This window comes from Bradyrhizobium sp., assembly GCF_016219575.1.
In the GTDB taxonomy this organism is placed as follows: domain Bacteria; phylum Pseudomonadota; class Alphaproteobacteria; order Rhizobiales; family Xanthobacteraceae; genus Bradyrhizobium.
In genome coordinates this window covers 26,599-47,702 of the sequence record NZ_JACRMG010000015.1, presented here as the reverse complement: position 1 = coordinate 47,702, position 21,104 = coordinate 26,599, and the positions used below count along the sequence as shown (strand labels likewise).

At 65.0% G+C, this 21,104-nt stretch carries 26 protein-coding genes; 10 read left to right on the top strand and 16 right to left on the bottom strand.

The genetic code is table 11. From position 1 onward, the window contains the following. Positions 1 to 23: 23 nt before the first annotated feature. Positions 24 to 512: a hypothetical protein gene (locus HZB49_RS14220; RefSeq protein WP_291612359.1), complete on the bottom strand. Its 489-nt coding sequence runs from the start codon at positions 510 to 512 to the stop codon at positions 24 to 26. A 12-nt stretch (positions 513 to 524) separates the two neighbouring features. After that, positions 525 to 668: a hypothetical protein gene (locus HZB49_RS14215; protein WP_291612357.1), complete on the bottom strand. Its 144-nt coding sequence runs from the start codon at positions 666 to 668 to the stop codon at positions 525 to 527. A gap of 183 nt (positions 669 to 851) precedes the next feature. Here HZB49_RS14215 and HZB49_RS14210 point away from each other — a divergent pair, with 183 nt between their 5' ends. Continuing rightward, positions 852 to 1,166: a cytochrome c gene (locus tag HZB49_RS14210; RefSeq protein ID WP_291612355.1), complete on the top strand. Its 315-nt coding sequence runs from the start codon at positions 852 to 854 to the stop codon at positions 1,164 to 1,166. A 13-nt stretch (positions 1,167 to 1,179) separates the two neighbouring features. On the opposite strand, the gene HZB49_RS14205 is transcribed toward HZB49_RS14210, so the two are convergent. The 3 genes from HZB49_RS14205 to HZB49_RS14195 are packed head-to-tail and all read right to left on the bottom strand — an operon-like array spanning position 1,180 to position 4,211. Further along, complete coding sequence (locus tag HZB49_RS14205) at positions 1,180 to 2,283, bottom strand: ABC-type transport auxiliary lipoprotein family protein (RefSeq protein ID WP_291612353.1); 1,104 nt, start codon at positions 2,281 to 2,283, stop codon at positions 1,180 to 1,182. An 8-nt stretch (positions 2,284 to 2,291) separates the two neighbouring features. After that, positions 2,292 to 3,071 carry an ATP-binding cassette domain-containing protein gene (locus HZB49_RS14200; protein WP_291612351.1) on the bottom strand — a complete coding sequence of 260 codons (780 nt, stop codon included), beginning with the start codon at positions 3,069 to 3,071 and terminating at the stop codon, positions 2,292 to 2,294. A gap of 3 nt (positions 3,072 to 3,074) precedes the next feature. After that, positions 3,075 to 4,211: an MlaE family lipid ABC transporter permease subunit gene (locus HZB49_RS14195; protein WP_291612349.1), complete on the bottom strand. Its 1,137-nt coding sequence runs from the start codon at positions 4,209 to 4,211 to the stop codon at positions 3,075 to 3,077. A 166-nt stretch (positions 4,212 to 4,377) separates the two neighbouring features. Here HZB49_RS14195 and HZB49_RS14190 point away from each other — a divergent pair, with 166 nt between their 5' ends. Genes HZB49_RS14190 through HZB49_RS14180 form a run of 3 tightly spaced genes read left to right on the top strand, consistent with a single transcriptional unit; the run spans position 4,378 to position 5,532 of the window. Further along, the gene (locus tag HZB49_RS14190; RefSeq protein WP_291612347.1) at positions 4,378 to 4,653 is read left to right on the top strand and encodes a hypothetical protein; all 276 of its coding nucleotides are present in this window, start codon (positions 4,378 to 4,380) and stop codon (positions 4,651 to 4,653) included. A 1-nt stretch (position 4,654) separates the two neighbouring features. Then, the gene (locus HZB49_RS14185) at positions 4,655 to 5,113 is read left to right on the top strand and encodes a phage holin family protein (protein WP_291612345.1); all 459 of its coding nucleotides are present in this window, start codon (positions 4,655 to 4,657) and stop codon (positions 5,111 to 5,113) included. 20 nt (positions 5,114 to 5,133) lie between these two features. Next, positions 5,134 to 5,532 carry a hypothetical protein gene (locus HZB49_RS14180; RefSeq protein ID WP_291612343.1) on the top strand — a complete coding sequence of 133 codons (399 nt, stop codon included), beginning with the start codon at positions 5,134 to 5,136 and terminating at the stop codon, positions 5,530 to 5,532. 14 nt (positions 5,533 to 5,546) lie between these two features. Here the strand turns inward: HZB49_RS14180 and HZB49_RS14175 are convergent, their stop codons facing one another. Genes HZB49_RS14175 through HZB49_RS14165 form a run of 3 tightly spaced genes read right to left on the bottom strand, consistent with a single transcriptional unit; the run spans position 5,547 to position 9,570 of the window. Beyond that, entirely contained in the window at positions 5,547 to 8,243 is a 2,697-nt protein-coding gene (locus HZB49_RS14175; RefSeq protein WP_291612341.1) for a bifunctional acetate--CoA ligase family protein/GNAT family N-acetyltransferase, read from the bottom strand. Between the two features lie 59 nt (positions 8,244 to 8,302). Further along, a complete protein-coding gene (locus HZB49_RS14170) occupies positions 8,303 to 9,124 on the bottom strand; it encodes a universal stress protein (RefSeq protein ID WP_291612339.1) in 822 nt (273 codons plus the stop codon). Between the two features lie 2 nt (positions 9,125 to 9,126). Next, complete coding sequence (locus tag HZB49_RS14165; protein ID WP_291612337.1) at positions 9,127 to 9,570, bottom strand: CBS domain-containing protein; 444 nt, start codon at positions 9,568 to 9,570, stop codon at positions 9,127 to 9,129. A 194-nt stretch (positions 9,571 to 9,764) separates the two neighbouring features. Between HZB49_RS14165 and HZB49_RS14160 the strand changes: the two genes are divergently transcribed. After that, a complete protein-coding gene (locus HZB49_RS14160) occupies positions 9,765 to 10,007 on the top strand; it encodes a hypothetical protein (RefSeq protein WP_291612336.1) in 243 nt (80 codons plus the stop codon). Positions 10,008 to 10,022: 15 nt separating this feature from the next. Here HZB49_RS14160 and HZB49_RS30050 read toward each other — a convergent pair whose 3' ends face one another. The 3 genes from HZB49_RS30050 to HZB49_RS14145 form a co-directional block, all read right to left on the bottom strand. Further along, complete coding sequence (locus HZB49_RS30050) at positions 10,023 to 10,163, bottom strand: hypothetical protein (RefSeq protein ID WP_365857857.1); 141 nt, start codon at positions 10,161 to 10,163, stop codon at positions 10,023 to 10,025. A 177-nt stretch (positions 10,164 to 10,340) separates the two neighbouring features. Then, positions 10,341 to 10,703 carry a hypothetical protein gene (locus HZB49_RS14150; protein WP_291612334.1) on the bottom strand — a complete coding sequence of 121 codons (363 nt, stop codon included), beginning with the start codon at positions 10,701 to 10,703 and terminating at the stop codon, positions 10,341 to 10,343. A 68-nt stretch (positions 10,704 to 10,771) separates the two neighbouring features. Continuing rightward, positions 10,772 to 11,599, bottom strand: a complete 828-nt coding sequence (locus tag HZB49_RS14145) for a universal stress protein (RefSeq protein ID WP_291612332.1) — start codon at positions 11,597 to 11,599, stop codon at positions 10,772 to 10,774. A 168-nt stretch (positions 11,600 to 11,767) separates the two neighbouring features. On the opposite strand from HZB49_RS14145, the gene HZB49_RS14140 reads away from it, so the two are divergent. The 5 genes from HZB49_RS14140 (at position 11,768) to HZB49_RS14120 (ending at position 16,050) form a co-directional block, all read left to right on the top strand. Beyond that, entirely contained in the window at positions 11,768 to 12,502 is a 735-nt protein-coding gene (locus tag HZB49_RS14140; RefSeq protein ID WP_291612330.1) for a CBS domain-containing protein, read from the top strand. Positions 12,503 to 12,620: 118 nt separating this feature from the next. After that, complete coding sequence (gene fixL / locus HZB49_RS14135) at positions 12,621 to 14,150, top strand: sensor protein FixL (protein WP_291612328.1); 1,530 nt, start codon at positions 12,621 to 12,623, stop codon at positions 14,148 to 14,150. Continuing rightward, entirely contained in the window at positions 14,140 to 14,757 is a 618-nt protein-coding gene (gene fixJ, locus HZB49_RS14130; RefSeq protein ID WP_291612472.1) for a response regulator FixJ, read from the top strand. Before fixL ends, fixJ begins: the two co-directional genes overlap by 11 nt. 84 nt (positions 14,758 to 14,841) lie before the next feature. After that, complete coding sequence (locus tag HZB49_RS14125) at positions 14,842 to 15,234, top strand: response regulator (protein WP_291612326.1); 393 nt, start codon at positions 14,842 to 14,844, stop codon at positions 15,232 to 15,234. A gap of 126 nt (positions 15,235 to 15,360) precedes the next feature. Continuing rightward, positions 15,361 to 16,050, top strand: a complete 690-nt coding sequence (locus HZB49_RS14120; protein WP_291612325.1) for a helix-turn-helix domain-containing protein — start codon at positions 15,361 to 15,363, stop codon at positions 16,048 to 16,050. 62 nt (positions 16,051 to 16,112) lie between these two features. On the opposite strand, the gene HZB49_RS14115 is transcribed toward HZB49_RS14120, so the two are convergent. The 5 genes from HZB49_RS14115 to HZB49_RS14095 all read right to left on the bottom strand — a co-directional run bounded on the left by HZB49_RS14115 (position 16,113) and on the right by HZB49_RS14095 (position 21,101). Further along, complete coding sequence (locus HZB49_RS14115; RefSeq protein ID WP_291612323.1) at positions 16,113 to 17,015, bottom strand: intradiol ring-cleavage dioxygenase; 903 nt, start codon at positions 17,013 to 17,015, stop codon at positions 16,113 to 16,115. A 17-nt stretch (positions 17,016 to 17,032) separates the two neighbouring features. Continuing rightward, positions 17,033 to 18,067, bottom strand: a complete 1,035-nt coding sequence (locus tag HZB49_RS14110; RefSeq protein WP_291612471.1) for a maleylacetate reductase — start codon at positions 18,065 to 18,067, stop codon at positions 17,033 to 17,035. Between the two features lie 120 nt (positions 18,068 to 18,187). Next, positions 18,188 to 19,567, bottom strand: a complete 1,380-nt coding sequence (locus tag HZB49_RS14105) for an MFS transporter (protein ID WP_291612320.1) — start codon at positions 19,565 to 19,567, stop codon at positions 18,188 to 18,190. Between the two features lie 78 nt (positions 19,568 to 19,645). Next, positions 19,646 to 20,062, bottom strand: coding sequence for an ester cyclase (locus HZB49_RS14100; RefSeq protein ID WP_291612319.1), 417 nt, complete (start codon positions 20,060 to 20,062; stop codon positions 19,646 to 19,648). Positions 20,063 to 20,081: 19 nt separating this feature from the next. Beyond that, positions 20,082 to 21,101 carry an amidohydrolase family protein gene (locus tag HZB49_RS14095; RefSeq protein WP_291612317.1) on the bottom strand — a complete coding sequence of 340 codons (1,020 nt, stop codon included), beginning with the start codon at positions 21,099 to 21,101 and terminating at the stop codon, positions 20,082 to 20,084. Positions 21,102 to 21,104: the final 3 nt, after the last annotated feature.

Sequence of the window (21,104 nt, the reverse complement as noted above, 5' to 3'; positions counted from 1 at the left end):
GTCTTAGACCTTGGTCGAAGAGATCAGGCGCCGCAGGAACCGCAGCAGCACGAGTCGTTGTTGCGGCCCAAGTCTTCCTTGCGGCCCAAGTCTTCCTTGCTTCCCAAGCCCTCCTGTTTCAACGCATAGAGGGTGCCGGTGTTCGGACAATACTCGTCGCGGCCGGAATCCCTGTGCTCGGCGAAATCATCGGCGCAACGCGACGTGGTCGCGCAGGTGCCGCAGACCCGCTGCAGGTCCTGCAATACCTCCGGATGCTTGTTCGCCAGCAATTCCTCGGTGAGGCCGAATTCGGCGAGCCGCTGCTTCAGCAGGCCGCCGCTCGCCTTGTTGGCGCACAGCGTGAACAGCTCGGTGCGGGAAAGCCCGAACTCGTGCGCGAGCTCGTCGACCTGGCGGTCGCCTATGCTTCGCAGTTCCGACAATCCGTCGGAGCGGCCGGCAAGGCGCTTCACCCGCGCGATCAGTCCGCCGATAATGGAAAATTCTCCCGAATTTGGCGATGCCGCCATGGCTGGCCTCCGTCAGAAGCTGCGGCGCTTGGCCTTCGCGCTCTCGGCGCTCGCGGACAGATCGCGGGTCTGGCGGTCGCCCCAATACAGCACGCAGCCGAAAACCACGAATACGGAGATGATGAGTACAAAAACGATCATCGCGTCGGCAGGCATTCTTTTCCTCCTCTGGAATCGAGGAAAAGATGTCACGGGAATCCGGTCGCGTTTTTGAGCTGCATCAATTTTTTGCCGGCGGAAGCGGCCGGGCGGGGTCCGCCGTTGACCCAGATCAACGGCGGCGGCCGGCATCCGTGCAAAGAAAAAAACCGTCTGAAATCAACGAGCAGGGCGCACGCGATGCGATATTTTCCCGGTGGTCTGGCCGCCCTCCTCGTCATGACGGGTTCGGCGCTGGCGATCACCCCCGCCGAGCAGCGCGGCAAGAATTTCGTCCGCGTAAACTGCTCGCGCTGTCATTCGATCGACAAGGTATCCCCTAGCCCGCTGAAGATCGCGCCGCCCTTCCGCGACCTGCATCGGAAATATCCGATCGAGACGCTGCAGGAATCGCTGGCCGAGGGCATCTATACCGGCCACCCGACCATGCCGACCTTCAGGCTCGAACCCGACCAGATCAACGACGTGCTGGCCTACCTGAAGAGCCTCGAATAGCGCGATCTTCCGCTCAGAGCGTCTGCACCGTCCAGGCGATCAGTTCCCGGGCGATCTCGGCGAAGGCCTTGTCGAAGGCGGCGACCACCGCCGATGGCTCGACCTTCTCGACCGGTTGACCGGCGCTGAACACCTTTGCAGCGACGACCTTGCCCTGCTTGTTGAGGAGCCGCGCCGAGAAAGCTATCTTCGCCGCAGGCTGGGCGCCGCCCGCCACCAGAAACTCCCTGATGTCGATCAGCAGCTGATAGTCCACCTCCGCGCCGTCGGCGTTGCGCAGCGGCGCATGGGCGATGTCGTAGTTCTCGAAACTCTGGATCAATCTCGACTGCAACAGCCGCGGGATCGTATCGGCCCACTGGCTGTTGGCGAATTCCGGCGAGTCGTTGGCCGGCGAGAACAGGATGCGCTGCGTGTCGAACATGACGACGGTCGTGGGCTCGGCAACCACGAGCTGTCCCTTCAGCGGCTTGCCGGGGCTCGCGGGCGCGGCCGCCGCCTGCAGATTGTAGATGGTCTTGGGCGGCGGCGTGCTGGCTCCCGTCATCCGCTCGAGGCCGGCGACGATGCTGTCGAGCTTGCCGGTGTTGCGCGCCAGTCCGTCGGAAAAGGTACGGAAATTCGCGATCATGCCCTGCAGCGGCTCGGCATTCTCGGCGAGAATCGAATCGACGCGACGAAGCGCATCGCGCGCTGCCTGCGTCATGCTCTGCCCCGCACCGGGCTCGGCGATCAATGTCGGCACATTGCCTGAGGGCGCAATCTCCTTGCCGCCTTCCAGTGCCACGACCGGCACGCCGGTCAGGCCCTGGAATTCCAGCCCGACCTTGGTGTCGGCGCGCACCGGCGTGGTGGCGGCGACTGCAATCGTCGCATTGACGCGGCGCGGATGGTCGGTGGCGAGCTTCAGCTCGGTCACCTCGCCGACGCGGATGCCATTGAACAGCACGGAGGCGCCGACCAGCAGCCCCGGCACCGGCCCGTCGAATTGCAGGTAATAGGTGCTGCGCGCGCCCATCCCGGTCGAATTGTGCAGCCAGTAGACGAAGCCGAACGTGGCGGCGATGGCCGCGAGCACGAAGGCGCCGACGATGACGAAGGGAGCTCGGGTTTCCATATGCGTTCTCAATCCGGGTTCTTGTGCAGCATCAGCGAGCGCTTGCCGTGGAAGTAGGCCTTCACCCAGGGATGCTCGGAGTGCAGCAGATCGTCCATCGAGCCGATGGCGACGATCCCGCCGTCGGCAAGCGCCGCGACGCGGTCGCACACGGTCTTCAGGCTGGCAAGGTCGTGCGTCACCATGAAGACGGTGAGGCCGAGCGTCTTCTGCAGCGTCTTGATCAGCGCGTCGAAATCGCCGGCAGCGATCGGATCGAGGCCGCTGGTCGGCTCGTCGAGAAAGACGATCGCCGGATCCAGCGCCAGCGCGCGCGCCAGCGCCACGCGCTTGGTCATGCCGCCGGAAAGCTCGGCCGGCAGCTTGTCGCCGTCCTCGGGCGACAGGCCGACCATTTCCAGCTTGGCGTCGGCGATTTCGTCCATCAGCGATTGCGACAGCGAGAGATTTTCGCGCAAGGGAAACTGCACGTTCTGCCGCGCCGTGAGCGAGGAGAACAGCGCGCCCTGCTGGAACAGGATGCCCCATTTCGGGGCGCCGAAATGGCCATTGAGGGCGCCGGCCGCATCCGCATCCCAACCCATCACCTCGATGCGGCCGCCCATCTTCGGAATCAGCCCGATGATGGTGCGCATCAACACCGACTTGCCGCCGCCGGAGGCGCCGACCAGGCCGAGGATCTCGCCCCGCCGCACGTCGAGCGACAGATGATCGATCACGATGCGGCGGCCGAAGCCGACCACGAGATCGCGGACGCGGATCGCATATCGATCGGTCACGGCGTCCACGGCTCACATCCCGATCGAGGCGAAGAAGACGGCGAACAGGCCGTCGAGCACGATGACGAGGAAGATCGACTTCACCACCGAGGTCGTGGTCTGCCGTCCCAGCGATTCGGCGCTGCCCTGCACCTTCAGCCCCTCGCTGCAGGCGATGATGCCGATCACCAGCGCCATGAACGGCGCCTTGATCATGCCGACCTCGAAATGGGTGACCGATACCGCCTCATGCAGCCGCGCGATGAAGATCGCAGGCGACATGCCGCCATAGAGCCAGGCAATCAGGCCGCCGCCATACAGCGCAGCCATCGAGCCCAGGAAGGCAAGGATCGGAAGCGCGATGACGAGCGCGATGATGCGCGGCAGGATCAGCACCTCGACGGGGTCGAGCCCCATGGTCGTGAGCGCGTCGATCTCCTCGCGCATCTTCATCGAGCCGAGTTCCGCCGTGCAGGCGCTGCCCGAGCGGCCGGCCACCATGATGGCGACGATCAACACGCCGATCTCGCGCAGCACCAGGATGCCGACCATGTCCACGACGTAGGATTCGGCGCCGAACTTGCGGAAATGGAAAATGCCCTGCTGGGCGATGATCGCCCCGATCAGGAAGGTGATCAGCACCATGATCGGGATCGCCTGCCAGCCGATCCGCCATGTCTGGTAGACCAGCGAGGTCAGCCGCAGCGAGCGCGGGCGGCGAAGCACGCCGAGCAGCGCCCATCCGATCGCCCCCAGCATCTGCAGGAAGATAGCGGCCTCGCCGACGGCGCCGTACGCCGCGCGTCCGGCCTGCTCAAGCCGGGCCAGAACCGAGTTCTGCCGCGGCCGCGCCGCGCGCTCGCCGCGATTGACCTTGCGGACATCCTCGATCAATTCGGCGTGACGCTCGTCGATGCCGGTGACGGTGACGGGACGGCCCGCCTGCTCCGCCCCGCGCGAGATTTTTTCCAGCAGCCAGGCACCGAGCGTGTCGATCTCGCGGACGCCGGCGAGATCGACGCGCAGGCGCTTCGCCCCGGCGAGCTGCGGTGTCACCGCGTTGAAAAGGCTTTCCAGCAGGTTTGCATTGATCACCGTCCACGATCCGGTGGGACGGATTTCGAGCGTATCGCCGACCGTGGCGGCGTTGAGGAGCGGCGCGGAACTCACTGCTGCTGTCCATCCTGGCTGGGCAACCCTTCTTCTAGGGTTGCGAGGTGGCACCGGGGTTGACCTGCCTCAAGGCAGGCTGTCGCGCCTCGCCTTGAGGCAAATCAAGGCTGCACGCGGACACTGGCTTAACCTGATTTATACACTCCCTCAGGGAGATAACGCCATGCTGACATCCAACGAACTGCACGACGAACTGCTTGCCCTTAGGGCAGACGCCGCGCGCCTGCTCGGCACCGCTGGCGACGAGATGCTGAGGGCTTCGCGCGAGCGTGCGGACAACTTCGCCGAGCAGCTCAAGTCGGCACTGGATGAACTCGGCCAGAATCTTGGACAGGAAGAAAAGCAGATCGAAAAGCTCGTGATGGAGCGTCCGATCGCCGCGCTGGCCTGCGCCTTCGCGGTCGGGATCGTGGTCGGCTTTGCCTTGAGGAGGATCTGAGGTGAATTCGGAAAACATCGTCAAGAACCTGCGCCTGCTCTGGCGCACCGACCGCATCATCGCCGAGATGCGGCTGCGCCACATGCTGGTGGGCCTGAGCCTGCGCGCCTTTGCCGCGCTGATCGCGGCGTTCGGCCTCCTGATGTTCGAGCTGGCTGCCTATTTCGCGCTGGTGCAGGTCCTGAGCGCCATCGTCGCCGCGGCAATTCTCGGCGCCGTCAATCTGGCCATCGCGCTGATCCTCCTCTTCATCGCTTCGCGCCGCGGCCTTGGCCAGGAGCTGGCTCTGGCCAACCAGATCCACGATTCGGCCATCGACGCGCTGCAGCTGGAAGCGCAGGCCGCGCAGTCGCAGGTCAACCGCCTCTTGCATCACCCGCTCGAGGGCATGCTGCCGCTGATCGTGCCGTTGATCACCGCGGCGATCGGTCATTTGCGCAAGCCTGCCGCCGCCGAATAACGCCCGCTACAGGACTCCCGATGTCTTCCCCAACGTCCATTCTCAACGCCTCGCTGCCGTCGGCCTTCCGCCAGATCCGGATCGAGCTTGCCCGCGAGCGGGCACATCCCGAGGGCGCGCACGACATCGCCTATGTCCTCGTCGCGCCACTCGATGACGAGGGCCGTATCGATACGGAAGTGTGGCGACAGCATCGCGAAGCCTGCCGCGTGGCGCGACTGCGACCGGGTCAGGCGACGGCGCATGGCCATCTCGTGCACCGCCGCGGCGGCTCCTGGGCGTTCGCGTACGAGGCCAACCTGCCCGACGAGGCCGGCTATCACTTCAACGAGGAACGCTTCGTGCCGGGCGAATACGTCTCGGTGAACGAGGAAGGCCGCATGCATCCGTTCCGGGTCGTCTCCGTCGCGCGACTCTGACCGCGCGTCGCGCGTCAGCGATCCAGCGGCAGCGTCACGTCGAACAGGTCACGCTCGGTCGGATCCGGCTCGACCTTGAAGCCGAGGCTCCTGCACATATCGATCATGGTGGTGTTCTCGCGCAACACCTGGCCGTAGATCTGCTTCAGCCCTTCCGACTTCGCATATTCGATCAACAGCTGCATCAGCGCCCAGCCGAGCCCCCTGCCCTTGAGGTCGGAGCGCAGCAGGATGGCGTATTCCCCGGTCTCGTAGATCGAGTCGGAATGCAGCCGCACCACGCCGGCAAGCTCTCCGCTCGCCTCGTCGAAGGCGACGAAGGCCATGGCACGGGCATAGTCGAGCTGGGTCAGCCGCGCGATGAACTCGTGCGAAAAATGCTTCATCGGCGCGAGGAACCGCAGCCGCAGATCCTCCATGGTGACGTGCTTGAGGAATCCATGAATGAGCGGCTCGTCCTCGGGACGGATCGGCCGCACCAGAATGCGCCAATCCTTCTTCAGCGCGAGATGGCGCACCCATTCGGTCGGATAGGGCCGCACCGCAAATCGCGCATTGCCGGGACCGGCGAATTTTCGGTCAGGTGCTGCGACGGCGACGCGGGCATCGACGGCCAGCACGCCGGAGGCATCCGCAAGCAGCGGATTGATGTCCAGTCCCGTCACCTCCGGCAGGTCGGCGGCGAGTTGCGCCAGCTTTACCAGCGTCAGCGCGACGGCATCCTCCTTCACCGCCGGCACGTCGCGATAGGCGGAAAGCAGCCGCGACACCCGCGTCCGCGCGATCAGGCCGCGCGCCAGCGAAAGATCGAGCGGCGGCAGCGCCAGCGCCTTGTCGTTGATGATCTCGACCGCCGTGCCGCCGCGTCCGAACACGACGACCGGGCCGAAGGTCGGGTCGTCGGCAATGCCGAGAATCAGCTCGCGCGCTTTTGCCCGCAGCACCATCGGCTGCACCAGAACGCCGTCGAGCCTTGCGTCGGGGCGCAACGCCTTCGCCCGCCCCAGGATGTCGGCAGCGGCCGAGCGCACCTCGTCTGATGTCGCGAGGTTGAGCACGACGCCGCCGACGTCGGATTTGTGCGTGATGTCGCGCGACAGCACCTTCAGCACCACCTTGTTGCCCCGCGCGAACAGGGTCTCCGCGAAGGCAACCGCCTGCTCCGGATCGGCGACCTCCAGCGTCGGCACCATGTCGATCTGATAGGCGTCGAGCAGCCGCTTCACCTCGCCCGGATCGAGCCAGCGCCGTCCCTCCGCAACCGCGGTTCTGGCGATCGCGCGCGCCGCCTCGACGTCGGGCACGAAGTCCGCAGGCAGGCTGGTCGGAACGGCCGAAAGGGCTTCGCGGGCCTCGCGATGCTTCACGAGATGCATGAAGCCGCGCACGGCGTCGTCCTCGGTTGCGAAATTGGGAATGCCGGCAGCGTCGAACGTCTTCGATATCTCCGGCCCCGCACCGACCCAGACCGCCAGCACCGGCCGGGCCGGCCGGCGCTTTTCCCGGGTCGCCGCGACGACTCGCGTCACGGTGTCGGCAATGTCGCTTGCGGGAGCCACCGCCGTCTGCACGTTCATGACCAGCACGGCGTCGTTGCCGGGATCGGCGAGCAATATCTCCAGCGCCGCCGCGTAGCGTGCCGCATCGGCATCGCCGATGATGTCGATCGGGTTCGAACCCGACCATGTCGGCGGCAGCACGGCATTGAGCTGCTGGAGCGCCGCCGGCGACAGCGCCGCGGTGACGCCGCCGAGTTCGGTCAGCCGATCGACCGCCAGCACGCCCAGGCCGCCGCCATTGGTCAGCATCGCGAGCCGCTTGCCTTCCGGAGCCTTGAGCCGGCCGAGCGTCTCGGCGCAGTCGAACAGTTCGCGCAGGTCGAACACCCGCAGCATGCCGGCGCGGCGGAAGGCGGCGTCGTAGACGTCATCGGCTCCCGCCAGCGCACCGGTGTGCGTGGCCGCAGCGCGTGCGCCTTGCGCCATCCGGCCCGACTTCACCACCACGATCGGCTTGACGCGGGCCGCGGCGCGCGCCGCCGACATGAATTTGCGGGCATCGCGCACCGCCTCGATGTAGAGCAGAATCGCTCCGGTATCGCGATCGAGCGCGAAATAATCGAGCAAATCGGCAATGTCCACGTCGAGCTGGTCGCCGATCGAGACGACGCCGGAGAAACCCACCGACTTCTGGCCGGCCCAGTCCACCATGCCAGCCGCGATCGCGCCGGATTGCGAGATCAGCGCCAAATTGCCGCCACGCGGCATGTGCGCCGCAAAGCTCGCATTCAGCTTCACGCGCGGCATCATGATGCCGAGGCAATTGGGGCCGATCAGGCGCATGCCGTACACCCGCGCCGCGCGGTCGGTCGCCTCGGCGATCGAGCCCGGTCCGTGGCCGAGGCCGGCGCTAACGATGACCGCGCCCGCCGCGCCGCGCTTGCCGGCGGCGTCGATGATTTCGGGGATTTCCCGCGCCGGCGCGGTGACGACGACCAGCTCCGGCGCAAACGGCAGCTTGTCGATGTGGCCAAAGGTCTTCATGCCGGCAATTTCGCCATGGCGAGGATTGACGAGGCCGATCTCGCCGGCAAACCCGCCCTGGCGGATATTTTTCAGGATCGCCGCGCCCAGCGACCCCTGCCGCGGGCTCGCCCCCACCAGCGCCACCGATCGCGGCGCCAGCACGTTGCTCAATCGATAGGTGGACATGTCCCTTATGACCTCGCATGGCCCGAGGCCCGGATGTACGATAGAAAGTGCGGTTGAAACTAGTGCGACAGCATAACCCAGCAAGGCGGCTGGTTGATGACCGTGCGGGTCACCCCGCCCCAGACGTGCTCGCCGAGCCGGGAATGGCCAAAGCCGCCCATGACCAGCAGATCGATGGCGTTATCCTCGACATACTCCCCGAGCACCTTGCCGATCGAACTGCCGGCGACCTCAACGGTCTCGAACGCGGCGGCCAGGCCGTGCTCGGCCAGGTGACGCTCCAGCGCCGCTCCCGAGGCGAGCTGTGCCCCGCTCGCCGTGTCGGTCGCGGTGAGGATGCGCACGCGCGAGGCGTATTTGAGCAGCGGCATCGCATCGCCGACCGCGCGCGCGGCAGGCGCGGTGTGGTCCCAGGCAATCGCGACGTCGTTGAACGACGTATCGAGACTGTCTGCGATATCCTCCGGGCAGATCAGCACCGGACGGCCGGTCTCGAACAACAGCCGCTCGACCAGTTCCTCCGAGAACGAATCGCCGGACTTGACCAGCGCGATCGAGATGTCGTTCAGCCGCGCCCGGACCGCGACCGCATCGATGAGGGAAGCTCGCGTCGCGCGCTCCAGCCGTTGCTCGTTGCGCAGCGAGAGCCTGGTAGCCGCCGCACCGAAAGCCGTAAGCAGGGCATGCGCCGACGGCGCGGTCTGCACGATTTCGGTCGCGCCCAGCACGTCAGCCGGCGGCGCATTGTCCTCGGTTTCGATCGCCAGCGCGGTGACGCGGACATCAAGCCCCCGCGCCAGCGCGACGCATTTTTCAATCGCCAGCATCGTTGTTCGGGAGGAATGGCCGACCAGCGGCAGCAATATGTCCCGGATCGACATTGCTAGGCTCCCTGCTGCGCCTCGCTTTGCGCGCAGAATTCGAGCGCGCGGATGACGTCCTCGCGCGCAATGATGCCGACCAGGCGCGAGTCGGCGTCCAGGATCGGCAGGCTCCGCAGCCGGTGTTCGATCATCAGCTGCAGCACGCGGGTCAGCTTGGTATCGCGGCCGGCATAGATGAATTCGCGGGTCATGACGCTGGCCACCGCCCGCCGCATCAGATCGTCGTAACGCGGCACCATCCGCGCCGGGGTGAACTCGAAGCAGGCCAGATAGTCGAACTTGCTGACGACACCGACCACCTGGGAGTTGTCCACCACCGGAAAACTGTTGAAGTCGGTCTCCTTGAAGCGCTGTCCGAGCTCGCGAATCGACATGGTGGGCGCCACAGTCGCGACATCGCGCGTCATGTAGTCCGAGACGGTCTGTTCGAGAAATTTGTACAAGCTGGCCGCCCGATACCTGGGGTTGCGATTGCCCGGATGAATCAGGGCGCCACATTAAAAACCCGGCGCCGGCAAATGCCTTTGATCGAGGTCAACAATGGCGGCGGTTACGTAGTCAACCCTAAGGTCGGGTTCGGAATGTTGCAGTGCAGGACTATCGCGTAGGATCGTCGCCGGTCGAGGGAGGAAAGGCCATGCTGCGAAAGCTCGTCTATCTCGTGGTTGCAGGCACGGTCTTCCTGGCCGGCGTAACCGTGATCCTTCGCTACTTCTCCGACGTCCTGCCGCTGGCCTCGACCGAGCCGCCATCGGTCTGGCGATTCGAGCTCGCCTTCCTGCTCACCGCCGCACAATGGATTTCACTCATCGTGGTGGCGCTGGCCGCGATCTCCGTGGTCGTGCTGCTGCGAAGGTCGTCCCGCCCCGGCGCGCCATAATCGGCCCATCGGTCGTCAGGTCATCGCGGGGTACACGATTTCCCGGTGAATTTCCCTGCCGCTCTCGTCGGTGACGACGATGATGAGATCCTTGCGGTCCGGTTGCTGCTTCTGTCGGATGAGTCTTGCCAGCCGCTTGCTGTGCTCGATTGCCACCGAAGTATTCGCAAGCTCAAGTCCCTTTCGATCGCGAACCGGGACACCATCCTGTATGTCGAAGTAATAGGTCTGCACAGGCAAGCTTTCATTGCAATATTGAAGTCTTCTTGTGGCGGACGGGAGCCGACCCGGCAACCGTACGGGCATCGCAACTGCCGGGTAGCCTCGCCGGCGCTACTGCTTTCGTGAACTGGCGAGCAGCTGCGAGGTCGCCTCGACCAGCCGCTGGTTCCGCCGCACGAAGTTCTGGCTCTCCCGGCTGAACACATCCATCTGATGCTGGCCGCACTCTCGCAGCACCGTCCTGATGTTCTCCACCGAATGGGCCTCGTTGATCTTGGCTGCGAACTCGGCCGCCAGATGCATCTCGGCGCGCACGTCCTCGAGAATCTCGTCGCTGGCGGTCACCATTTCGCCCAGAATGACCCGCTGCGCATCGAACAGAAAATGCAGCGCCCGCTTGTTGAATTCGACAAGGGCGCCTGGCGCATCGCTGGGCAGCCGTCCTGTCACGGTTTCGGTCAAAGTTTCTGACATGGCAAACCTCCTGTTAGCGCCAATCTAACGCCGCAACTTCCGGGATCGTTGAGCTGCGTCAAAAAAAGTCAGCGCGACAGCAACGCGCAGCGGGCGGTCTGCCCGACGAGATGCTGGGTGACACCGCCCAGCACCCATTCGCGGAACCGCGAGCGGCCATAGGCGCCGGCCACGATGACGCCGGCGCCGTTTTCAGAGGCGATTCGGTCGAGTTGCTGCACCGTGTTACCGCAGCGCTCCGGCACCTGGGCGCGGGCCAGGATGCCATGGCGCGACAGCCAGTCGACCACATCCTGGGCCTGCCGGCGCACCGCCGCCTGCGTGCCCTCCTCCTCGGCGATGCCTGCAACCGTGACTTCCTTGACCTTGGCAAGCAGCGGCAGCGCATCGGCCACGGCCCGCCGCGACTCCGGGCAATCCTTCCAGGCCACCAGCGCGCTGCGCAAATCCAGCCATTTCACGCTTGACGGCACGACCAGAAGCGGCCGCCCGGCCTGCAGCACGAGGTCGCTCGGGCCGGCGGTCGCAAACGGGTCGAGGATCGCGTTGCCGTCGCCGCCGACGATGAGGAGATCGGCCGCGCGGGCTTCGCGTGCGACGTAACGCGCCGGCAGTTCCATGGCCGAGCGCCATTCGATTTCCTTGACGCGGCCGTGCATCGCCGCGCGGAACTTGCCTTCCAGCTCGGCCATGCGCTTGCTGATGGCGGCCTCCCCGTCCTCGATTAGCTGCTGGCTCGCCGCACCATCGAGGAAATACATCGGCGGGCTGAACATCGCGGCTGCAATGCCGATCACCTTCGCGGAAAACTGCGCGGCAAGCTGGCCGGACACTTCCAGCAATGCCTCGTTGGTCTGATCCACCGCCAGGCTGACCATCGCCGTCGCATACGTCATCGAATTCTCCCGCATCGTGCTGTCGCGCACGGTGCTTAGGCGAGGCACCGGCAAGTCGTGATGAGCTAAATCAAGCCCGCTACCCCCGCACGGTTTGACCTGTGTCAACCGCTGGCGCCCTCGCGCGGCCTAGCGTAGCATCAAATCGAAACACTCGGGAGCTTGTCAATGCGCGCCCATCAGGTCATGACCCGCAAGGTCATCACTGCCACGATCGACACCCCCATAGCGGATGCGGCGCGCACGCTGCTCGAGCACCACATCAGCGGCATGCCCGTCGTCGACGCCAAGGGAAAGCTGGTCGGCGTCGTGTCGCAGGGCGACTTCATGCGCCGCGCCGAGATCGGAACGCAGCGCAAGCGGTCGCGCTGGCTTAAAATGCTGCTCGGCCCCGGTCATGAAGCGGCCGACTTCGTACGCGAGCGCGGCCGCAAGGTCGGCGAAGTGATGAATCCCGCGCCCATTACGGTCGCCGAAGACGCCACGCTCGAGGAAGTCTCCGCGACCATGGAGAAGAACGACATCAAGCGCGTTCCGGTCATGAGCGGTGACAAGCTGGTCGGCATCGTCACGCGCACCAACCTGGTGCAGGCGGTGCTCGACCTCGCCCGCGAGGTGCCGGATCCGACCGCCGACGACGATCACCTGCGCAACCGCATCCACGCCGCGATCGAAAAGAACGACTGGAAGCCGCTGGGACTGAGCGTCGTCGTGCGCGACGGCATCGTGCATCTGAGCGGCATCATCACCGACGAGCGGTCGCGGCAGGCGACGGTGGTCGCAGCCGAGAACGTCACCGGGGTCCGCAAGGTGCACGATCACCTGGTCTGGCTCGAGCCGATGTCGGGCGTTTATGTCAATTCCGCCGAGGACGAGCAGGACGCCGCCGCCAAGGCAGGTTAGCCGCTCTTCCGAAGAGGCTTGAGCTTTGCGCTGCCATGGGACAAATAGACTGTTCCATGGCCGTTCTGTTGCGTCGCGGTAGCGCCGTAGCCCGCGGGCGGCCGACCAAGGGCCCGGCGTGACCAACTCCATCCAACCACAGGCTGACGACCCCGTGCGGGACCGGCGATTCCGCCTTGGAATCGAGCGATCGGGGGTCGGGACGTGGGACCTCGACCTGCTGAGCCGGGAAATGACCTGGTCGGAGAACGCGGGAGAGCTGTTCGGCGTCCCCGGCAAGCGCAACGTTGCCTACGACTTTTTCCTCTCTTTGCTCGATCCGCTCGACCGCGAACGGGTGAAGCGCGCAATCGGGCAAACCGCGGAAAACGGCACCAGGCTCGACGTCACCTTCTCTGTCGCCGACCAACCGGTCCGGCACTGGATCCGCCTGCGTGCCGGCCTGGTCCGCACCGAGGACGGACGCCCGCACCATCTGAGCGGCCTTGCACTCGACATCGACGAGCAGAAGCAGGTCGAGGAGGCGCTGCGCACGCGCGAGACGCATCTGCGATCGATCCTGGAGACGATCCCGGACGCGATGATCGTCATCGACAGCCGCGGCATCATGCAGTTCTTCAGCGATGCCGCGGAACGGCAGTTCGGCTACACCGACGAAGAAGCCATCGGCCAGAACGTCAGCATCCTGATGCCGGAGCCGGACCGCACCCACCACGATTCCTATCTCGAGCGCTATCGCGTCACCGGCGACCGCCGCATCATCGGCATCGGCCGCATCGTTACCGGCAAGCGCAAGGACGGCACGACCTTTCCGATGCATCTGTCGGTCGGCGAAATGCGCTCGGGCGGCGAGACTTATTTCACCGGCTTCGTGCGCGACCTCACCGAGCAGCAGCAGACCCAGCATCGCCTGCAGGAGCTGCAGTCGGAGCTCGTCCACATCTCGCGCCTGTCGGCGATGGGCGAGATGGCGTCCGCGCTGGCGCACGAGCTGAACCAGCCGCTCGCAGCGATCAGCAACTACATGAAGGGTTCGCGCCGGCTGCTCTCGGCAAGCACCGATCCCAACAAGGAGAAGATCGAGAGCGCAATGGACCGTGCGGCCGAACAGGCGATTCGCGCCGGCCAGATCATTCGCCGGCTGCGCGATTTCGTCGCGCGCGGCGAATCGGAAAAGCGTGTTGAAAGCCTGACCAAGCTCATCGAGGAATCCGGCGCGCTCGGCCTCACCGGGGCGCGCGAACAAGGGGTCAATTTGCAGTTCGAGCTCGACCGCAGGCACGATCTGGTCCTGGTCGACCGCGTCCAGATCCAGCAGGTGCTGGTCAACCTGTTCCGCAATGCGCTGGAAGCCATGGCGGCTTCGCCGCAACGCCGGCTGGTGGCCTCGGCGAAGCCGGTCGAGGATGACATGGTCGAGGTCGCCGTCGCCGATACCGGCCACGGCTTTGCCGATGGCGTCGAATCCAACCTGTTTCAGACCTTCTTCACGACCAAGGACACCGGCATGGGGGTGGGACTTTCGATCAGCCGCTCCATCGTCGAGGCGCATGGCGGGAAGATGTGGGCGGAAAACAACCCTTCCGGTGGCGCGACGTTCCGTTTTACACTGCCCGCCGCACCGAACGAAAGCCTGACTGATGCCTAGGGGAAGAGTCTACGTCATCGACGATGACGAGGCGATGCGTCATTCGCTGGAATTTCTGCTCAACTCCGCCGACTTCGAGGTCGCGCTGTTCGAATCGGCGGAAGCCTTCCTCGCCGGTCTCGCCGGTCTCGAATTCGGCTGCGTCGTCTCCGACGTGCGCATGCCGGGAATCGACGGCATCGAGATGCTGCGCCGCCTGCAGGGTCTGAACTGCCGCTTCCCCGTCATCATCATGACCGGGCATGGCGACGTGCCGCTGGCGGTGGAAGCCATGAAGCTCGGCGCGGTCGATTTCCTGGAGAAACCGTTCGACGACGATCTGCTGATCTCGATGGTCGATTCCGGATTGAAGCGTGCCGAGCCGGAGGCGCGGAACGAGGCGGCCACCCGCGAGATCGTCGAGCGGGTCGCGACCTTGAGCCCGCGCGAGCGCCAGGTGATGGACGGCCTGGTCGCCGGCCTCTCCAACAAGGCGATCGCGCGCGAATACGACATCAGCCCGCGGACCATCGAGGTCTACCGGGCCAATGTGATGACGAAAATGCAGGCCGGCAGCCTGTCGGAGCTGGTGCGGCTGGCCATGCGGGCCGGCGCGCTGAAGGGTTGAGGCAGATCAAGCAACCCGCCGCCGCTTCTGGCATAAAATCCGGATGCGTTTTTGCAGTGAACCCGGAACTTGCGGAAATCGGTGATGTCGGCCTCACCGACCAAAACGATGATCTATGTTGTCGATGACGATCTGGACGTGCTCGGCTCGCTGCAGTTCCTGCTTGAGACCGACGGCTTTGCCGTGCGCACGTTCAAGAGCGGCGCCGCGCTGCTGAATGACGCGGCCCCGGACAACGCCGATTGCTTCGTGATCGACTACAAGATGCCGAACATGAACGGGCTCGACCTGGTCAAGCGACTGCGAAATAAGGATATTTCAGCCCCTGTCATCCTCATCACGGGCTATCCGGACGAGCAGATTTCGGAACGAGTCGCAAGTGCCGGCGTCCACCATGTTCTGCGCAAGCCGCTGCTCGACGAGAGCCTGATCAGCCATATCAGGGGCGCGCTCGGGGACCGCGATACCCGCCACTGAATTTCCATTCGCAGCGGCTGCCTCCGGTAAACTACGTAAGGGGCTGCCCCTAAGGCATCGGACCAAATTTCACGCGTCCCGGTTCCTCTCTACGGTTTGGTCATCCCGGAACGAGGAGATGCCCAAATGCTCACCCAGTCGATCACCACCAGCACCATCGGCCGCAAGGTTGTTGCCCTTCCCTGCACGACCCCCGACGCATTCGGTGTCCTGACCGGGCATGCGGGCCTCGTCGCCACCGAGTTCACCTACCGCAAGGAAGAAGAGATCTACGGCGAGGATGAGCCGGCGGAATATGTCTACCAGGTGATCCGCGGTGCGGTGCGCACCTACAAGCTTCTCTCCGACGGTCGCCGCCAGATCGGCGCCTTCCATCTGCCCGGCGACGTGTTCGGCCTGGAATCCGGTGCGACCCATCGCCTCGCCGCCGAAGCCATCCTCGACACCACGCTGCGCCTGGTGAAACGCAAGAGCCTCGAACATTCCGCCCAGAACGACGTCCGCGTCGCCCGCGACCTCTGGTCGATCACTTCAGGCGAGCTGCAGCACGCCGAAAATCACATGCTGCTGCTGGGCCGCAAGACCGCCATGGAGCGCGTCGCCACCTTCCTGCTCGAAATGGACCGCCGCATCGCCAGGACCGGCATGATCGCGCTGCCGATGTGCCGCCGCGACATCGGCGACTATCTCGGGCTGACGCTGGAGACCGTCTCGCGCGCGCTGTCCGAACTGCAGCAGCAGGGCGTGCTCGGCCTCTCCGGCGCCCGCCAGATCGTACTGCGCAACCGCGAGCGGCTGGCCGACCTCGAGGCGTAGACTTCTCCTGGACCTAACCTCCCGAGCCTGAACCTGCCCGCCCCCCGGCGGGCAGTCTTTTTTCAAGCCGATGCAAACTCGGCAGGGTTCGCCGCCGAGGCCGGATCGGGCCTCAGCCGGAAATCGTGATGCAAATGGCAGTATGGCCGGCGGATGACGCGGCCGTCGGCCGCTTGGCCCGCCGGCTTTTCAGCGAATGCGCCGATCAGGCTGTCCTTTACGCCAAACACCACATCGGAATCCAGATAGCGATCGCCCGAAGCAAAGATGTGGGTGACGAGCTTCTCGTGGCCAGGCGCCGCGATCATGAAATGGACGTGCGCCGGACGCCAGGGATGGCGGCCCTGGGCTTCCAGCATCCGCCCGACCGGGCCGTCATGCGGAATGGGATAGGCCGCGGGCCTGATCGACCAGCACCGGACACCTCCGTTCTCGTCGGTGCGGAAGCGCCCGCGCATGGCGAGATCGCCGATCTCGTCGAGCTGCTGGACGTCGTAATAGCCGTCCGAATCGGAATGCCAGATATCGACGACCGCACCCGCCAGCGGCTGACCGTCGCTGCCGCGGACCGAGCCGGTGATCAACAAGGGCTCGCCGGGCATGCCGCCGGAAATGTCCGCACCCAGGGCACATTCAGGCGCATGCTGCACGAAGAACGGCCCGAGCACGGTGGTCTCGGTCGCAGCCTCCGCGCTGCGGTGGTTGATGGCGTCAACCAGCATGGAAACGCCGAGCGTGTCGGAAAGCAGGATGAACTCCTGCCGCTTGTCGTTGCAGAAGTGCCCGGTGCGGGTCAGGAAATCGATTCCCGCCTCCCATTCCGCAAAGGTCGGCTCGACCTCGCGGACGAAGGCATGCAGGTGCCGCACCAGCGCGGCGCTGATCTGATGCATGCGCGCATCCCTGGCGTCCTTGAGCCGCTCCATCACCGCATTAGTGATCGTGAATTCGTTGAAGTTTCGCATCGTCTTCTGCCCCGAGATCAGTTTGATAGCGGCCGCTCGCCCGACCAGGCACGCCGCAACAGATTGCGGATCTCTTCCTGCTCGATGGTCCGCGGATTCCAGTAGGGGTTTTTCACCGCAAGTTCGGCGGCGCGGCCGATTCCGCCCTCGGGCATGCCGATCTCGGCCAGCGACAGCGGCATGCCGAGCCGTCTCTCCAGTTCGAACACTCCGGACGCCGCGTCGCTCGCCCGGAGTGCGCTTGCGGCGCGGCCCAACGCATCGGACGCGGCCGGTGTGTTGTAGGCGATGGTATGCGGCAGCAGCACCGCATGCGTCTCGGCATGAGGCAGATCGAACAGCGCGCCGACCGTATGGCAAAGCTTGTGGTGCAGCGCCATGCCGACCGAGCCGAGACAAATGCCGGACAGCCATGCACCGTAGAGCGCATCGCTGCGTGCGCCGACATCCTTCGGGCGCGCGCTCACCTCGGGCAACGCCGCCGCGAGTCTTGCGATCGCCTCCTGCGCGAGCAGCGAGATCACGGGATTGCTGTCCCGCGCATAGAGCGCCTCGATCGCATGCGCCATCGCATTAAACCCGGACAGCACGGAAAACCGCGGCGGCATCGAGAGCGTGAGATTGACGTCGTAGATCACGGCCTCCGGCAGGATTCTTGGCGAGGATTGCGTGGTCTTGACGCCGTCGCTTGTCTCGCCGAGCACCGGCGTCATCTCCGAGCCGGCGTAGCTGGTCGGCAGGATCAGCTGCGGCAGATCGGTGCGCAGCGCGATCGCCTTGCTGAGGCCGGTAGCGGCGCCCGCACCGATCGCGACGATGCCATCCGGCTTCAGTTCGCGGACCGCCTGCATGGCGCGCTCCGTCACCGCCAGCGGCGTGTGCACGACCGCGCCGCCAAATACCCCGGCCATGCGCGTTCCGGTCAGCGCCGCAATGTCACCAAGCTCCGCCTGCTGTCGCGGCGTCGCCAGCACCAGCGCGCGGGAGATGCCGAGCCGCGACAGCTCGTCGGGAACTTTGCAAACGGTGCCGACTCCGAACACCACGCGCATCGCGTTCGCAGAATAGGTGAAGTCCTGCAACGTCGTTCCTCCGCTTCGCCGCGCCGGTTGACTGGCGCCAGGAGCCTAGCGCATGCCTGCCAGCGCCGCGATGGCGTTCACGTGGATTCGTCAGTCAGCTGCGACCGCCGCGCCGGGCGGCACCGCCACCGAAGCAGGCGCCGCAACCGCGCTCTCGACCGGCGGCGCCTTGGCGAACAGAATGACCGCGCCGGCGGCGATCGCCGAGAAGCCGATGGAAACGAACATCGGCGTCGGGCTCTGGTAGATCTGATGCAGCGTGCCCGCGACCAGCGGTCCCAGGATCGCGCCGACCCGCGCGATCGAGAGCTCCATGCCGACGGCGGTGGCCCGGGCGCTGGTTTCGTAGGATGCCGCGGTGAAGTTGTTCAGCACGAACTGCGCACCGATGATGCAGAAGCCGGCCAGCGCCACCGCCGTCACATTGACGAGATGGGTGTTGAAGGCGGCGAGCATCAGCACCGACGACCCGCCGACCGCCCACCACGACGCAATCAGGCCCCTGCTGCGGCCGAACCGGTCGATCAGGTGACCAAGCGCCAGCCCGCCGAGGAACGACATGACCTGCATCATCGCGCCGAAGCCGAAGCTTGCGGAAAACGTCTCGCCACGCTGCATCATGACGGTCGGGATCCAGCCGGTGAGTCCGAAGATGCAGAACAGGCTGAGGAAAGCCGACGACCAGATCGCCAGCGTCGTGCGACGGTAGTTCGCCTTCAACAGCAGGGCGATGGGATTTGCCTTCACCTGCGGCTGCATCACCGAGAAATCCGCCGATGCATAGATTACCGCGCGGTCGGGACGCAGTTTGCAGAGCAGCGCCTTGACCTCGTCGGAGCGTCCCCTGAGCATCAGGAATTTCGGCGATTCCGGCAGTTGCGCGTGCAGGAACGGCAGCAGCAGGAACGACAGCGATCCGATCCAGTACAACACCTTCCAGCCGAATACGGGCGTCAAGAACACGCCGACGAGGCCGGCCGCGGTGCCGCCGAGCGCCCAGCCGAGCGCGACGCCCCACAGCGCAAAGGTGTTGGCGACGCGGCGCGGCGCCAGCTCGTTGATGTAGGTGGTGGCGAGCGGCAGCAGCACGCCGAGTCCAAGGCCTGTCAGCAGACGCAGGATGCAGAAGGAGACGAAGGAGTCCGCCAATAGCGCCGTCAGCAGCGTGAAGATGCTGGTGATCCAGAGACCGCCGAGCAGCGTGCCGCGCCGGCCGAACCGGTCGGCAATGATGCCGTGCACGGCAGCGCCGATCAGGAAACCGACCAGCCCGCTCGAAATCAGGAGGCCAGCCTGGCCGCCCTTCAGCCCCCACGGACCGACGACGTAGTGGATGACGTAGGCCGGGTTGAAAGTGTCGTAGCCGTCGAACAGCGTCAACAGGCCCATGATCAGGCCAAGCCACACGTGGAATCCACTGACCTTTGCTTCGGCCAGCTCCTCATGCACATCGATTGCGCGATCGGACATCACGTCCCTCCCCTCGAGATTTGGTTGTTAGGTTAGACCGCTTATTCCGCGGCTTTGATGGAGATACTGCTGCGGAGCCTAGGTCGGCACGGCGCCGATTTGCTGCAACAACCCGAACAGATCGGGCTGACCATGCTCCTCGACGAATTGACCGCCGGATAATCGATAAATATTCATCGCCTTCACCTCGATCTGCTTGCCGGTTGGTGGAACACCAAGAAAGACGCCTTGATGCGTGCCTCGCATAGTGAAGCGTGCAGCGACCTTGTCAGCCTCGGAAACCATCTCTTCCAGCGTCCATCGGATGTCCGGGAAGCCCGCCCGCATCATCTGGATAATCGCGAGGTAGCCTGATGGACCCAGCATCGGCGTGTCGCAGCCGGGTACATGAAATACTGCATTCGGCGAAATAAGCTTCACCGCCAGCGCCTCGCTGGCGGTGTTGATGAACTCCGTGAATCGGCCCATCGCGAGCTTGTTCGCTTCGATCGTCATTGCGCTCCCCTTGGAACACTCATTCCGCGGCTTGACTTAGCTGGCCGGCCGCCCTCGCCGGCATGTCGAGCTTGAACAGGCTGGCCGCATTGCTCCGGCCGATCTTGAGCCGGTCATTCTCGCTGAGGCTTGCGCTGTTGAACCAGTCGGAAGCGTGATCGACGTTCTCGAACGGCCAGTCGACCGAGAACAGGATGCGGTCGGCGCCGATCTCGAGGATAGCGTCGATCAGCGTCTGCGTGCGGAAATTGCCCGAAGTGGTCAGGTAGAAATTCTCGTTGAAGTAATCGCGGATCTTGCGCTGCGCCTTGTGCTTCGGCGGCGCCTTCACCCAGCCATTGCGATGGTCGATCCGCCACATGCTGTAGGGCAGCCCCTCGCCCATATGGCCGAGCACGATCTTAAGTTTCGGATGTGCATCGAACAGCCCGGAGCCGATCAGGCGCAGCGCGTGCACCGCCGTCTCCTGCCCGAACGCCCAGGTCGGCCCCATCAGCCAGGGGTGGCCGTCATAGATGCGGCAGTCTTCCGGCAGCGGATTGCGCGGATGCAGATAGAAGGGAACGTCGAGCTGTTCGAGCCGTGCCCAGAACGGCCGATATTGCGGCAGGTCGTAGTAGAGCAGCGACTTGTGCGCCCCGGTCTGCGAAAATCCATTCACCAGCGCGCCGCGGAATCCGAGCATGGTAACGCAGCGCTCGAGTTCGCGGATCGCAAGCTCCGGGTCCTGCATCGGCAGCGCGGCAAAGGCCTGGAAGCGCGACGGGCGCTTCGCCACCTGCTCGGCGAGATAATCATTGGCGCGGCGCGCGATCTCGTCGGCCTTGCCGGTATCGGGGATGGCTTGCACCGCCGGCGCATTGAGCGACAGGATCATCATCTCGATGCCGTGCCGGTCCATCTCGGCAAGGCGGCGCTCCTGAATGTCGAGCAGCCGGCCCTTCAATTCCGGCCAGTAACTGTCCGGCACGAAGCCTGCCGAATCCATCAGCGTGTCCGGGATGGCGAAATGCTCTTCGAGCGCGATCTTTCCCTGCATGAT